We start from the raw sequence: 13,111 nt of genomic DNA, 5'->3' as shown, positions 1-13,111 counted from the left end.
CTCACGGGGTGCCGAAGCCGGCGGCCGCGAGCACCTTCTGCCCGGTCGGTCCGGTCACGAAGTCCGCGAACAGGGTCCCGAGGTCGCGGTGCGGGCTCGTGGCGACGACGCCGATCGGATACGAGTTCACGGCCGAGCCGGATTCGGGAAACGGGATGCCGAGGACGCTCGTACCCGCTCCGGCGATGTCCGTGACGTAGACGAGGCCGGCATCCGCTTCACCGGAGGAGACCTTGCCGAGCACGTCGGTGACGGCGTTCTCTTCGCTGACGGGCATCAGGGTCACGCCGGTCGCCTTCTCGATCGTGGTGGTCGCGGCGCCGCAGGGCACCTGGGCGGCGCAGATGACGACCTTGGTGGCGGGGTTCGCGAGGTCGGCGAAGCTCGTGACGCCGGCCGGGTTGCCCGGCGGTACGGCGATCTCGAGGGTGTTGGTCGCGAACACCGTCGGGGCGTCTGCGACGAGGCCGGCATCGGTGAGCTTGGCCATGTTCTTCGTGTCGGCAGAGGCGAAGACGTCGGCGGGGGCGCCCTCGGTGATCTGGGTGACGAGGTCGGCAGAACCGGCGAAGTTCAGCGCAACGGTCACGCCGGGGTTCGCGGCCTCGAACTCGGTCGCGAGCTCGGTGAAGGTCTTCTTCAGGGAGGCCGCAGCGAAGACGGTCAGGGTCTCCGGCGCACGGCTCGCGGCACCCGTCGACGCAGCGGATGCCGCGGCGGACGCGGACGCGGACGCGCCGGCCCCGGCCGGGCCGGCACACGCCGTCGTCAGCGCGGCGACGGCCAGGACGGCAAGCGAGGCAAGAACGTAACGGCGAGCGGGGTGACGTCGAGCGGGGTGACGGCGAGTGCTCACGAATGCTCCTGGGGGATTTCGACGATCACGGTCGTGGCCTTCACGACGGCGACCGCGACGGACCCGGGCACGAGGCCGAGTTCCCGCACGGCCTCTGTGCTCATCAGGGAGACGACGCGGTGCGGCCCGCACTGCAGCTCGACCTGGGACATCACCGGGTCGCTCACGACGCGCGTGACGAGTCCGACGAACCGGTTGCGGGCCGAGCTCGCCGTGCCGGACGGGTCGGTCGGCACGGCGGCGTGTTCGGTAGCGAGGCGGGCGAGGTCGACGCCGTCGACGACCATGCGGCCGGCGGCATCCGTCGTGGCCGGCAGCACCTCGTTGTCGATCCAGCGACGCACGGTGTCGTCGCTCACGCCGAGGAACCCGGCGGCCTCGCGAATCCGTATTTGCGACATAAGCAGCACTATATTCCCTCATCTACGGATTCGCTGCCCGTTCCGCTTCGATCGGCTGTCCGTGCGGCACACTGGGGACATGACGACGAACACCCCGACGGATGCGACGCCGCGCGTCGCGCAGATCATCGTCGCGTCGACCCGCGCTGCGGCCGGCATCTATCCTGACCGCACCGGGCCGGTCATCGACGCCTGGCTCGTCGACAGGGGCTGGACCGTGGACGCCCTCCACGTCGTGCCGGACGGCGACCGTGTCGGCCAGGCCCTCGGCGCCGCGATCGCCGCGCGCTGCGATCTCGTGATCACGACCGGCGGCACCGGCGTGAGCCCGCACGACGAGACGCCCGAGCAGACGCTGCCGCACCTCGACCGGCTCATCCCGGGACTCGCGGAGGAGCTCCGTCGCCGGGGCGCGGCATCCACCCCGCTCGCCCTGCTCTCCCGCGGATACGTCGGCGTCGCCCGCGGTCGCACCGTGGTCGTGAACCTGCCCGGCTCGACCGGCGGCGTGCGCGACGGTCTCGCCGTGCTCGACGACGTGCTTCCCCACCTCATCGACCAGCTCCACGGCCGCGACCACTGACGAGCGCTGCACGACCCCGGCGGCGCACCCCCGGATGGGGAGGGTACCGTGGACGAAACCGACCCGGAAATGCGGTTGACTGGATACTCGGCCCGGGACGACTGGAGCAGCAATGGACCTCACTACCGTTGTGACGATCACGCCCGCCCGCGAGCGCGCCGACCTGGGATTGCTCGGCGAAACGGTCGCTCCCCTCGCGGGCGGTTCCGAGCTGTTCGCCGATCCCAGGGTTCACCTCACCGGCCTCGTCGACCTGCAGTCGTTCGGCTGGCCCGCGCTGACCGTGACCCCTGAGGGCCTCGAGATCGCCGCGACGTGCACCGTTGCCCAGCTCGCCGCGCTCCCGACCCGGCCGGGCTGGACCGCGCATCCGCTGCTCTTCGAATGCTGCACCGCTCTCTACGGTTCATTCAAGGTCTGGAACGTCGCAACCGTCGGCGGCAACCTCGCTACCGCCCTCCCCGCCGGCCCGATGACGAGCCTCGCCGCGGCCCTCGACGCCGAGGTGCTCGTCTGGCGCCGCGACGGGAGCGACGAGCGCCTTCCCGCCGCCGGCTTCGTCACCGGCGACATGACCACCGTGTTGCGCACCGGGGACGTGCTGCGCTCCATCCACATCCCGGACGCGTCGCTGCGCGCCCGCACCGCGTTCCGCAAGATCGCACTCTCCCCCATCGGCCGCTCGGGCGCCGTCGTCATCGGCCGCCTCGACCGGGACGGCCGTTTCACCCTCACCGTCACGGCCGCGACCCTCCGGCCGGTGCAGCTGCGCTACGCAACCCTGCCGACCGCGTCCGCGCTCCGTGCCGGCGTCGACGGCATCGACGCCTGGTTCACGGATGCCCACGGCGCGGCCGACTGGCGCGCCGCGGTCAGCGCCGTGCTCGCCGAGGAGATCCGCCAGCAGCTCGAGGGCCCGGAAACCGTTCCAGCTGCGATATCGGCAGAGACTCCCGCGACCGGAAGCGAGGCCCGCCCGTGAGGTTCGAGATCAACGGCCAGTGGGTCGACGCCGCGGCAGCGCCCGGGCAGTGCCTGCGCACCTTCCTGCGCGAACTCGAGCACTTCGAGGTGAAGAAGGGCTGCGACACCGGCGACTGCGGCGCCTGTTCGGTGCTCGTCGACGGCACCCCGGTGCACTCCTGCATCTACCCGGCTTTCCGCGCCGAGGGCGCCGCGATCACGACCGCCGCCGGCCTCGGCACGCCGGGTGACCTCGCGCCCGTGCAGCAGCGCTTCGTCGACCACGCCGGCTTCCAGTGCGGCTTCTGCACCCCGGGCATGGTCGTGACCGCGTCCACGCTCACCGAGCACGACCTCGAGGACCTGCCGCGCCTGCTCAAGGGCAACATCTGCCGGTGCACGGGCTACCGGGCGATCGATGACGCCGTCCGCGGGCGGCACACCCCGGCCGACGGTTCGGCCCCGTGCACCCTTCCGCCCGACGGCCTCGGTCCCGTAGTCCGCACCGGCGCCCGCGCGACGCCCACGCCGGCCCGCGGCTACGTCGGCGCCTCCACGCACGCCCCGGCGAGCGAGCGGGTCGTGAGCGGACTCGAACCGTACACGCTCGACGTCGCGGTGCCCGGCCTGCTGCACGTGAGCGTGCTGCAGAGTCCGCACGCGCATGCCAGCATCCGTTCGATCGACACCGGGCGAGCCGCCGACCTGCCCGGAGTGCGTGCCGTGCTCACCCACTCCGACTCTCCCGCGACCCTGTTCTCGACGGCCCGGCACGAGGACCGCAACGACGACCCCGACGACACCCTCGTCTTCGACCGGGTGCTCCGGTTCCGCGGCCAGCGGGTCGCGGCCGTCGTCGCGGACACCGTCGCGATCGCCGAGGCCGCCTGTCGCCTGATCGACGTCGAGTACGACCTGCTCCCCGCCGTCTTCGACCCGGCCCGCGCCGCCGAGCCCGGCGCTCCCCTCGTGCACGGCGAAAAGGATGCCGCGGCGAGCCGCGTCGCCGATCCCTCCCGCAACCTCGTGGCCGAGCTGCACGGCGAGTACGGCGACCTTGAGGCCGGCCTCGGCGAGGCGACCCACCTGGTCACGGGCACCTGGCAGACCCAGCGGGTCGCCCACACCCACCTCGAGACCCACGGCACGATCGGCTGGCTCGAACACGCCGGCACCCCCGAGCAGCGGCTCGTGCTGCGGACGAGCTCCCAGGTGCCGTTTCTCGTGCAGCGCGAGATCTGCCGCGTCTTCGACCTCGACCCGGCCGCGGTCCGCGTCTTCACCGCCCGCGTCGGCGGCGGGTTCGGCGGCAAACAGGAGATCCTCACCGAGGACCTCGTCACCCTCGCGGTTCTCGCGACCGGGCGCCCGGTGCAGTACGAGTTCAGCCGCGCCGACGAGTTCCGGGTCGCGCCCACCCGGCATCCGATGCGGGTCGGCGTCACTCTCGGCGCGACCGACGACGGTCGCCTCACCGCGCTCGCCCTCGACCTGCTGAGCGACACCGGCGCCTATGGCAACCACGGGCCCGGCGTCATGTACCACGGCAGCTCCGAGTCGGTGAGCCTGTACTCCGTGCCCAACAAGCGGGTGGATGCCCGCAGCGTCTACACGAACAACCTCCCGTCCGGCGCCTTCCGCGGTTACGGTCTCGGCCAGGTCATCTTCGGTGTCGAATCGGCGCTCGACGACCTCGCCCGCGACCTCGGCATGAGCCCCTTCGACCTGCGCCGGCTCAACTCGGTGCGTCCGGGCGACCCGCTCGTCGTCACCCACGTCGAGGGCGAGGACCTGATCTTCGGCAGCTATGGGCTCGACCAGTGCCTCGACCTCGCCGAGGCCGCCCTCGCCCGCGGCAATGACACGCCCGTACCCGACGGACCCGAGTGGCGGGTCGGCGAGGGCATGGCGACCGCGATGATCGCGACGATCCCGCCGCGCGGACACTTCGCCCAGGCATCCGTCACTCTGGGTAGCGACGGCCGCTACGCCGTGCGCGTCGGGACCGCCGAGTTCGGCAACGGCACCACGACCGTGCACACCCAGCTCGCCGCGACCGCGCTCGGCACGAGCCCCGACCGGATCGACATCCTGCAGTCCGACACCGACACGATCGGCTACGACACCGGCGCGTTCGGCTCGGCCGGCATCGTCGTCGCCGGCAAGGCCGTGCTGGGTGCGGCGACCGCACTCGCGGCCGTGCTCCGGCAGGCGGCGACGGATGCCCACCCCGGCGCCCCCGCCGACGCTTGGCTCCTCGAGCCCGACGGCCTCCGCTGCGGCAGCACCGTCGTTTCCCTCACCGACCTCGCCGCGCGCGCGGCGGCCGGCACCGTTCTCCGCGGCACGAGCTCCGAGGAGGGCGCCGTGCGTTCGGTCGCCTTCAACGTGCAGGCCTTCCGGGTCGCCGTGAGCACCCTCACCGGCGAGGTGCGGATCCTGCAGTCGATCCAGTCCGCGGATGCCGGCGTCGTGATGAACCCGGCGCAGTGCCGCGGCCAGATCGAGGGCGGTGTGGCCCAGGCGATCGGCACGGCGCTCTACGAAGAGGTCCAGCTCGACGGCGCGGGCACCGTGACGACGAGCGTGATGCGCAACTACCACGTGCCCCTGCTCGCGGACCTGCCCGTCACCGAGGTGTACTTCGCGGAGACGAGTGACGACCTCGGCCCCTATGGCGCCAAGTCGATGAGCGAGTCGCCGTACAACCCGGTCGCTCCTGCGCTCGCGAACGCGGTCCGTGACGCGATCGGCATCCGCCCGTACGAGCTGCCGATGTCCCGAGACCGCATCTGGCGTCTGATGCACCCCTGAGAGTCACCTTTCCGGTCGAGAGCGCCCGGTGCACGGGTACCCCTCGACCGGAAAGGTACCCCTCGCTACGCGCGGGCGGGGGCAGGCGATGCGAGCAGCAGGTGGTACGCGTCCGGGCCGTGTCCGACACGGAGATGCCGGGTCTGCACGAGGCCCGCGGCCTCGAGGGCGGAGGTGATCTCCTCGGTGGGACGCACCCGGAAGCCGTGCTCGACCACGGGCATCCGCTGCATCGCGGCCGGGTCGAAAACGCCCACCACGAGACGGCCGCCGGGCCGGAGCACGCGCGCGAACTCGGCCGCCGCCCGGCCGAGGTCAGGCAGGAAGTAGAACGTGTTGAGGGTGATCACCCCGTCGAGGCTCGCATCCGCGAGCGGGAGGTACTCCATCGACGCCTCGAACAGCGACAGCCGACCGGCGGTGAGGTCGTCGCGGAACCTCCGATGCGCGGCATCGACCATCGTTTCCGACTGGTCGACTCCGGCGACGTGCCCGTCCGGTCCGACCGTGTCGAGCAGCAGCTCGATCCCGACACCGCCGCCGAAACCGACATCGGCGAGCCGGGCATCCGGCGTGGCCTCGAGTGCGTCCACGGCGGCGCGGATGATTCCCCGGTTGCGTCGGTTGAGCATCCGCCCCACCAGCCGCCCTCGCCACCCGCTCGGATGCCCGAGCTGGGCGGCCAGTGCTTTGAGCACCGGGGTCGGAGTCTTGAGACTGCCCATCGGCTTACGGTTCTGTGACGTCTCCATGCCAGGAACAGTAGTCCCGCGCCGATGCGCCCACTACGGCTGTCGCAACCGCCGAGCGCGAGGCTAGGCCCCGGTGCTGCTCTCCATGCCCATCCGGCGCAGCACGAGGTTCTCCACGAGCTGCGCGACGCCGTACAGCACGATCGACACAAGCGTGATCGCCACGACGGATGCCCACACCTCGTAGTTCTTCACCTGGGCGACGGCGATCACGATGCCGTGGCCGAGGCCCTGTCCGGTCGAGAGCCATTCGGCGAGGAGCGCGCCGGTGATCGCGCCGGGGATCGAGATCTTGACGGCCGCGAAGAACGACGGCAGCGAGCTCGGCAGCGCGACCTTGCGGAGCGCCGTGAAGGCGTTGCCGCCGTAGACCGCGATGACGTCGTTGATCTGCGGCGACGACGACCGCAGCCCGAACGCGATGTTCACGAGCGCGGGGAACAGCACCACGATCGCGCCCATCACGACGACGAGGCTCGGTCCGCGCCCGGTGATCAGGCTGATCACCGGCACGAGGGCGACGAGAGGCACCGAGCGCAACAGCAGCGCGATCGGCATCAGCGCGCTCTCGATACCGCGGGAGAGCGTGAACGCGATCGCAAGCACGAGGGCGACGACGAGGCCAGCGACGAAGCCGAGGAAGGCATCCCCGAGGGTGACGGTGAGGTTGGTCAGGATCGTCGTGCGGTTGACGGCGGCGTTCGGAACGGTGAACAGCCAGTTCCAGACGTCAAGGGGTCCCTTGGCGATGAACGGGGACACCCCGAGAAGCAGGATCAGGCCCTGCCAGGCGACGAGGACGATGACGAGGGTGATCAGGCCGGTGAGCGCGGCGCGCCCGATGACGGCGCCGAGGCCGCGGGCGACCTTCGCTGCGCTCGGCGGGCGGGCCGCCGACATGGTCTCGAGGGCCATCAGGAGCTCCGTCCAGTCAGCCAGGGTGTCGCGAGCTTGCTGATCAGTCCGAAGAGGCTGTAGCCGAGACCGGCGAGGAGACCGGCGACGAGCGCGAGCCCCCAGACCCTGTCGACGTTCGCCGCGGACCCGGCCGCGAGCATCGCGATGCCGAGGCCACGGTCGACGCCGCCGAGGTATTCGCCGAGGATCGCGCCGAGCAGCGCGGCGGGGGCCGCGATCTGCAGGGCGGAGAGCACGCTCGGCAGCCCGGCCATCAGCCGCACCTTGCGGAGCTGCATGAACCGTCCGCCGCCGTAGACGGTGACGAGGTCGAGACTCGCGGGGGTCGCGGCCTTGAGACCGACGAGGGAACCGACGACGGTCGTGAAGAACACGGACATGGCCGCGAGGAAGATCGCGGTGCCGGAAAGCTCACCGCCGCGCGGGGCGCCGATCACGATGTAGGCGATCGGGCCGATCGCGACGATCGGGATGCAGTACGTGATGACCGCGATCTGCAGCGCGACCTTCTCGATCCGGGGAACGACGAGCACGAGGCCGGCGAGGACGAGCGCGGCCGCATTGCCCCAGAGGAAGCCGACGATCGCCTCACCCACGGTGATCGACACGTGGGACAGGTAGAACGCCCACCCGTCCGAGACGAGCTGGGCGACGACGGCGCCCGGTGTCGGGATCGCCCCGCCGGGTACGGTGCCGATGCCGCGGAAAATCGTGGCGGCGCCGAGCCACCACAGGACGATGACGACGACGACGCCGATCAGCCCGGTCGCCCAGGCCGGGAGCGTGCGGAACGAGGCGAGACCGCGCATCAGTCCGTCTCCGCCACGGAGAGGGCGTCGGGGCTGAAGAGCAGTTCGGAGGCGCGGTCGTGCAGGGCGTGGAATTCGTGGGAGCGCATCATGTCCGGATGCCGCGGACGGGGCAGGTCGATGTCGATGACCTCCTTGATGCGGCCGGGTCGGGGGCTCATCACCGCGACCTGGTCCGAGAGGAAGATGGCCTCCGAGATGCCGTGCGTGACCATCATCGTGGTCGCGGGCTTCTCGGTCCAGATCCTGAGGAGTTCGATGTTGAGGCGTTGGCGGGTCATGTCGTCGAGGGCGCCGAAGGGTTCGTCGAGCAGCAGAACGGAGGGCTTCAGCACGAGCGACCGGGCGATGGACACCCGCTGCCGCATTCCGCCGGAGAGCTGCGCGGGTTTGGCGTGTTCGAAGGCCTTGAGGCCGACCAGGTTGATCAGTTCGGAGACGTAGTCCTCGTCGACGGGCATCCGTGCGACCTCGAAGGGAAGCTTGATGTTGCCGCGCACGCTGCGCCAGGGCAGCAGCGCGGCGTCCTGGAAGGCGATGCCGAGTTCGTGGCCGCTGCGCAGCTCGGCGGGCGTCTTGCCGTCGACCTTAGCGGTGCCGCTCGTGGGCTCCTCGAGGCCGGCGAGGATGCGCAGGATCGTGGACTTCCCGCAGCCGGACGGGCCGAGCAGCGACAGGAAACTGCCCTTGTCGGTGTGCAGGGTCGCGTCCTCGAGCGCGGAGACTTCCTTCCGGCCCACGGTGAAGACCTTGTGGAGCCCGGAAATGTGGAGGCCGGTGCCCAGAGCGTTGCTCTGGACACCGGCATCGGTCGTACTCACAGGGTGCGTTCCTTTACTGGGCGTCGTCGGCCGCTTTCGGGGCGGCCTCGTTTCGGTGTGCCTGCGTACTGCTGGTGGTGCTGTCGTGCTTGAAGAGGAACCGCCTACTTGGCGTAGTTGACCAGGTCGGGGTTCTCCGCGTAGACCTCGGACAGCAGGCTCATGTCGAAGAGCTTGTCGGCCGTGATGGTGACACCGGCGGCAGCGAGCGTCTTGATGCTCTCCTGCTGCAGCTTATCGCTGATGGTGAAGAGGCCGTTCTTGACGGTGTCGTCGCTGACGATGAGGTCGGTCGACTGGATCGTGGCCTGCTTCGTCTCCTTCTCGATCGTGAGGCCGAGGTCTGCCCCATACTTGTCGATCGTGAGCTTGGCGGAGGCGGCCGGGTCCTTGATGGCGGCGGCCCAGCCCTTGATCTCGGCGATCAGGAGGCCCTTGAGTTTCGCGCGGTCACCCGAGATCTCCTTGTCGGAGGCCGTGAAGGTCTCCGCTACGAACGGGAGCCCGTTGTCGGCGAGCGGCAGGTTGACCGGGCCGAGGCCCTTGAGGTCTGCGTCGATGCCCTCGTTGGTGAGGTAGGAGAACCAGCCGTCGACCTCGCCGTTGAAGAGCGGGGTCGGGTCGTACTCGACGGGGACGGTGGTCAGCGAGGTCGGGTCGATGTTGTTGACCTTGAGGAACGCGTCCCAGAGGCTCTGGTTGCTCGCCTGCACGCCGATCTTCTTGCCCTTGAGGTCGGCGAGGGTCTTGATGTTGCCCACCTTGGCGAGCGAGAGGATCGAGAACGGGTTCTTCTGGTACGTGGCGCCGATGATCTTGATCGGGGCGCCTTCGTTCGCGATGACGGTTCCGGTGGAGATCGCGTTGCCGATGCCGAGGTCGACCGTGCCGGAGATGACGCCGGCTTCAGCGGATGCCGGGCCGGCGATGAGGTCGACGGAATCGAAGCCGGCCTTGGTGAAGTCGCCGTTGGAGTCGGCGAGGAACTCACCCATGAACTCGGTGTTCTTGATCCAGGACAGCTGGATGCTCGCGGTGCCGAAGGACGCGGGCGCACCGGAAGCCGAGGCTGCCGGCGTGGAACTCGTCGCGCAGGAGGTGAGCGCGATGGTCACGGCTGCCGCAGCGGCGATTCCCTGCAGGATGCGACGGGCGGGACGCCCTGCCGGTGAACGGTGTGCTGTTAAACCTTGGGTCCGGGTCATGAAGCTGTTCCTCTCGATGATGCTCGTGGGGTGCCGTTGGGGGGGTGCCGTCAGGGAAGACGGCTGCTGTGTAATGCTGTGCGGCACACGTGCGGGTTCCCTGAATTTAGGCCCCGCAGATGACGCTGCGACCTCGACAGTGTTTCCGTCGTGTTGCAGCATGCTGGGTACCCGTCGCGGGAGGAAAAGTGCATCTGCCGCGTGATACGGTCACGGCGTCCGCCCGAAAAGGAGCCCCGATGCCGTCCGTTACTGAGCCTACTGCCGCGTTTGTGTCCGGATTGCCCAAAGCAGAGCTGCATGTGCACCTCGAAGGCACCCTCGAACCCGACCTCAAACTCGCCCTCGCCACGCGCAACGGTGTCGATATCGGCCAGTCGACGGTCGAGGAGGTGCGCGCGAGCTATGCCTTCGACTCCCTCGCAAGCTTCCTCGCGGTGTACTACCCCGCGATGAACGTGCTGATCACCGAGCAGGACTTCTACGACCTCGCCACCGCGTACTTCCGTCGCGCCTCCGCAGACGGGGTCCGCCACGTCGAGGCCTTCTTCGACCCGCAGGCGCACACGACGCGCGGCGTGCCCTTCGAGACCGTGATCACCGGACTGCACCGTGCTGCAGCGGATGCGGCCGGTTACGGTCTCTCCGCCGAGCTGATCCTCTGTTTCCTGCGTGACGCATCCGCCGAGAGCGCCCACGAGACCCTGCTGGCCGCCCTGCCCTACCGCGACCTGATCGTCGGCGTCGGGCTCGACTCCGACGAGCGCGGCAATCCCCCGGCGAAGTTCGCCGAGGTCTTCCGGCTCGCCCGTGAGGCCGGCCTCAGGCTCACGATGCACTGCGACATCGACCAGGTCGGCAGCATCGAGAACATCCGCCAGGTGCTCGGCGAGGTCAGGGTCGACCGGATCGACCACGGCACGAACATCCTCGAGGACCCGGCGCTCGTCGCCCTCGTCCGGGAACGCCGGATCGGCCTGACCTGCTGCCCGGTCTCGAACAGTTTCGTGACCTCGGACATGAAGGCGAGGGAGATCGTCGAGCTGCTCGGCCTCGGCGTGCTCGTCACCCTCAACTCCGACGACCCCGCGTACTTCGGGGCTTATGTCGCCGACACCTATACGGCATTCGCCCGGCAGGCCGGCATCGGCAGGGACGAGCTCGTCCAGCTGGCCCGGAACTCCTTCGAGGCGAGCTGGTTGTCCGACGCCGACCGACAGGGGTACCTCTCCGAGATCGACGCCTTCCTCGCGGCGAACCCGGCCTAGCCGGGACCGGAGGCCGGTCCGGCCCGCGAAACCGGTCCCGCAGAACCCTGCCAGGGAGGCGCGGCGGGGCCCGTATTACGGACAACCGTCCGGCGTGTGACGATCGCGTTTCAAGAGTCCCGATTGGCACCCCGCGGTCCTCACCAGGGTGTTTGCTAGACCATCTGGCCAGCGTCACGGCCTGAGATTCCAGCAGGCAGGAGGACAGATGCGCGAACGAGTCGACCGGGTGATCCGGGCGGACGCCGTGCTCACGCCTGCCGGCTTCGTGCGCGGGGCGGTGACGATCACGGGCGGGATCGTCACCGCGATCCTGCCGATCGACGAACCTGTCGAGACCCGGCCGATCGCTGACTCCGGCCTGTCCGACGGGGCGGCCACGGACATCCGCCTGCCGAGCGGGCGCGTGCTTCTGCCCGGTCTCGTCGACACCCACGTGCACGTCAACGAGCCAGGTCGCACGGACTGGGAGGGCTTCGCGAGCGCCACCCGCGCCGCCGCGGCCGGCGGGGTCACGACGGTGATCGACATGCCGCTCAACAGCATCCCGCCGACGACGACGGTCAGCGGCCTCGACCTCAAGCGTGCGGCCGCCGGCCCGCAGGCGAGCGTCAACGTCGGCTTCTGGGGCGGGGCGGTCCCCGGCAACCTCGGCACCCTGCGCGAGCTGCACTCAGCCGGTGTATTCGGGTTCAAGGCCTTCCTCTCCCCCTCCGGCGTCGAGGAGTTCCCCGCGCTCTCCTCCGCGGAACTCCTCGCGGCCGCCGCCGAGATCTCCGCATTCGGCGGCCTGCTGCTCGTGCACGCCGAAGACCCCGCCGAACTCGACGCGGCCCCGCCGGCCACCGGGCGCTCCTACGCCGGCTTCCTCGCGAGCCGCCCGCCGCAGGCCGAAGCGAGCGCGATCGACCGCGTGATCGACGCGGTCCGCCGCACGGGCGTGAGCGCGCACATCCTGCACCTTTCGGCGGGCGCCGCGCTGCCGCGGCTGCGGGCGGCACGGGCAGAGGGACTGCCGATCACGGTCGAGACCTGCCCGCACTACCTGTCCTTCGCCGCGGAACAGATCCCGGACGGAGCGACGGCCTTCAAGTGCTGCCCGCCGATCCGGGACGCCGCCAACCGCGAGCTGCTCTGGGCCGGCCTGCTCGACGGCACGATCGACCTCGTCGCCTCCGACCACTCGCCAGCGACCCGGGAGCTCAAGCTCGGCCACGGTGGCGACTTCGGCCTCGCCTGGGGCGGGATCTCCGGCCTCGAGCTGAGCCTGCCCGCGGTCTGGACGGCCGCCGGCGCGGCCGGGATCGGCCTCGACCGGGTGATCGGCTGGATGTCGACCGCGACGGCGCGCTTCGCGGGGCTCACCGGCAAGGGGATCATCCGGCCGGGGGCGGATGCCGACCTCGTCTCCTTCGCGCCGGAGGAGTCGTTCACGGTCGACGTCGGCGCCCTGCAGCACAAGAACCCGGTGAGCGCGTTCGACGGCGCGACGCTCAGGGGACGGGTGCACGGCACCTGGCTCGCCGGCGCGCTCGTGCACGACACCGGGGCGGGTAACGGGATCACGTCGCCCGCGGCATCCGCCCGCCCGGAACACCCTCCCCGGGGCGCCCTGCTCCGCCGCCCGGCGCCCACGCGCCCGGCCCCCACGCGCCCGGCCCCCACGCGCCCGGCCCCCACGCTCTGAATCCCCACCCTTCCCCACCCACCAGAAGGAGCAC

12 protein-coding genes are annotated in these 13,111 nt (G+C 70.4%); 5 read left to right on the top strand and 7 right to left on the bottom strand.

Annotation, left to right across the window (positions count from 1 at the left end):
- Position 1: 1 nt before the first annotated feature.
- Together modA and E3O39_RS13900 are read right to left on the bottom strand one after the other, a co-directional pair.
- Complete coding sequence (gene modA, locus E3O39_RS13905; protein ID WP_241985084.1) at positions 2 to 856, bottom strand: molybdate ABC transporter substrate-binding protein; 855 nt, start codon at positions 854 to 856, stop codon at positions 2 to 4.
- Positions 853 to 1,257, bottom strand: a complete 405-nt coding sequence (locus E3O39_RS13900; RefSeq protein ID WP_134448930.1) for a molybdopterin-binding protein — start codon at positions 1,255 to 1,257, stop codon at positions 853 to 855. Before E3O39_RS13900 ends, modA begins: the two co-directional genes overlap by 4 nt.
- Before the next feature lie 79 nt (positions 1,258 to 1,336).
- On the opposite strand from E3O39_RS13900, the gene E3O39_RS13895 reads away from it, so the two are divergent.
- The 3 genes from E3O39_RS13895 (at position 1,337) to E3O39_RS13890 (ending at position 5,617) form a co-directional block, all read left to right on the top strand.
- Complete coding sequence (locus E3O39_RS13895; protein WP_134448929.1) at positions 1,337 to 1,840, top strand: molybdenum cofactor biosynthesis protein B; 504 nt, start codon at positions 1,337 to 1,339, stop codon at positions 1,838 to 1,840.
- Positions 1,841 to 1,952: 112 nt separating this feature from the next.
- A complete protein-coding gene (locus E3O39_RS19050) occupies positions 1,953 to 2,822 on the top strand; it encodes an FAD binding domain-containing protein (protein WP_166787362.1) in 870 nt (289 codons plus the stop codon).
- On the top strand, positions 2,819 to 5,617 hold the full coding sequence (locus E3O39_RS13890) for a molybdopterin cofactor-binding domain-containing protein (protein ID WP_166787361.1): 2,799 nt from the start codon (positions 2,819 to 2,821) through the stop codon (positions 5,615 to 5,617). The genes E3O39_RS19050 and E3O39_RS13890 overlap by 4 nt, the downstream gene beginning before the upstream one ends.
- A 65-nt stretch (positions 5,618 to 5,682) precedes the next feature.
- Here E3O39_RS13890 and E3O39_RS13885 read toward each other — a convergent pair whose 3' ends face one another.
- The 5 genes from E3O39_RS13885 to E3O39_RS13865 all read right to left on the bottom strand — a co-directional run bounded on the left by E3O39_RS13885 (position 5,683) and on the right by E3O39_RS13865 (position 10,122).
- Positions 5,683 to 6,342 carry a class I SAM-dependent methyltransferase gene (locus E3O39_RS13885; protein ID WP_134449001.1) on the bottom strand — a complete coding sequence of 220 codons (660 nt, stop codon included), beginning with the start codon at positions 6,340 to 6,342 and terminating at the stop codon, positions 5,683 to 5,685.
- Positions 6,343 to 6,432: 90 nt separating this feature from the next.
- Positions 6,433 to 7,284 (bottom strand): ABC transporter permease, encoded by an 852-nt coding sequence (locus E3O39_RS13880; RefSeq protein ID WP_241975463.1) that lies wholly within the window; start codon positions 7,282 to 7,284, stop codon positions 6,433 to 6,435.
- On the bottom strand, positions 7,284 to 8,096 hold the full coding sequence (locus E3O39_RS13875) for an ABC transporter permease (RefSeq protein ID WP_134448927.1): 813 nt from the start codon (positions 8,094 to 8,096) through the stop codon (positions 7,284 to 7,286). The genes E3O39_RS13880 and E3O39_RS13875 overlap by 1 nt, the downstream gene beginning before the upstream one ends.
- Positions 8,096 to 8,917 (bottom strand): ABC transporter ATP-binding protein, encoded by an 822-nt coding sequence (locus E3O39_RS13870; RefSeq protein ID WP_134448926.1) that lies wholly within the window; start codon positions 8,915 to 8,917, stop codon positions 8,096 to 8,098. The genes E3O39_RS13875 and E3O39_RS13870 overlap by 1 nt, the downstream gene beginning before the upstream one ends.
- A gap of 104 nt (positions 8,918 to 9,021) precedes the next feature.
- On the bottom strand, positions 9,022 to 10,122 hold the full coding sequence (locus E3O39_RS13865) for an ABC transporter substrate-binding protein (RefSeq protein WP_134448925.1): 1,101 nt from the start codon (positions 10,120 to 10,122) through the stop codon (positions 9,022 to 9,024).
- 239 nt (positions 10,123 to 10,361) lie between these two features.
- Here E3O39_RS13865 and add point away from each other — a divergent pair, with 239 nt between their 5' ends.
- Positions 10,362 to 11,390 carry an adenosine deaminase gene (gene add, locus E3O39_RS13860; RefSeq protein ID WP_134448924.1) on the top strand — a complete coding sequence of 343 codons (1,029 nt, stop codon included), beginning with the start codon at positions 10,362 to 10,364 and terminating at the stop codon, positions 11,388 to 11,390.
- 208 nt (positions 11,391 to 11,598) lie between these two features.
- Positions 11,599 to 13,077 carry an allantoinase AllB gene (allB, locus tag E3O39_RS13855; RefSeq protein WP_134448923.1) on the top strand — a complete coding sequence of 493 codons (1,479 nt, stop codon included), beginning with the start codon at positions 11,599 to 11,601 and terminating at the stop codon, positions 13,075 to 13,077.
- Positions 13,078 to 13,111: the final 34 nt, after the last annotated feature.

The sequence above is a fragment of the Cryobacterium sp. MDB2-A-1 genome (assembly GCF_004402675.1).
Taxonomy (GTDB): Bacteria; Actinomycetota; Actinomycetes; order Actinomycetales; family Microbacteriaceae; genus Cryobacterium; species Cryobacterium glucosi.
The sequence above is the reverse complement of the archived record's forward strand: the minus strand, read 5'-3'. Positions and strand labels throughout refer to the sequence as shown.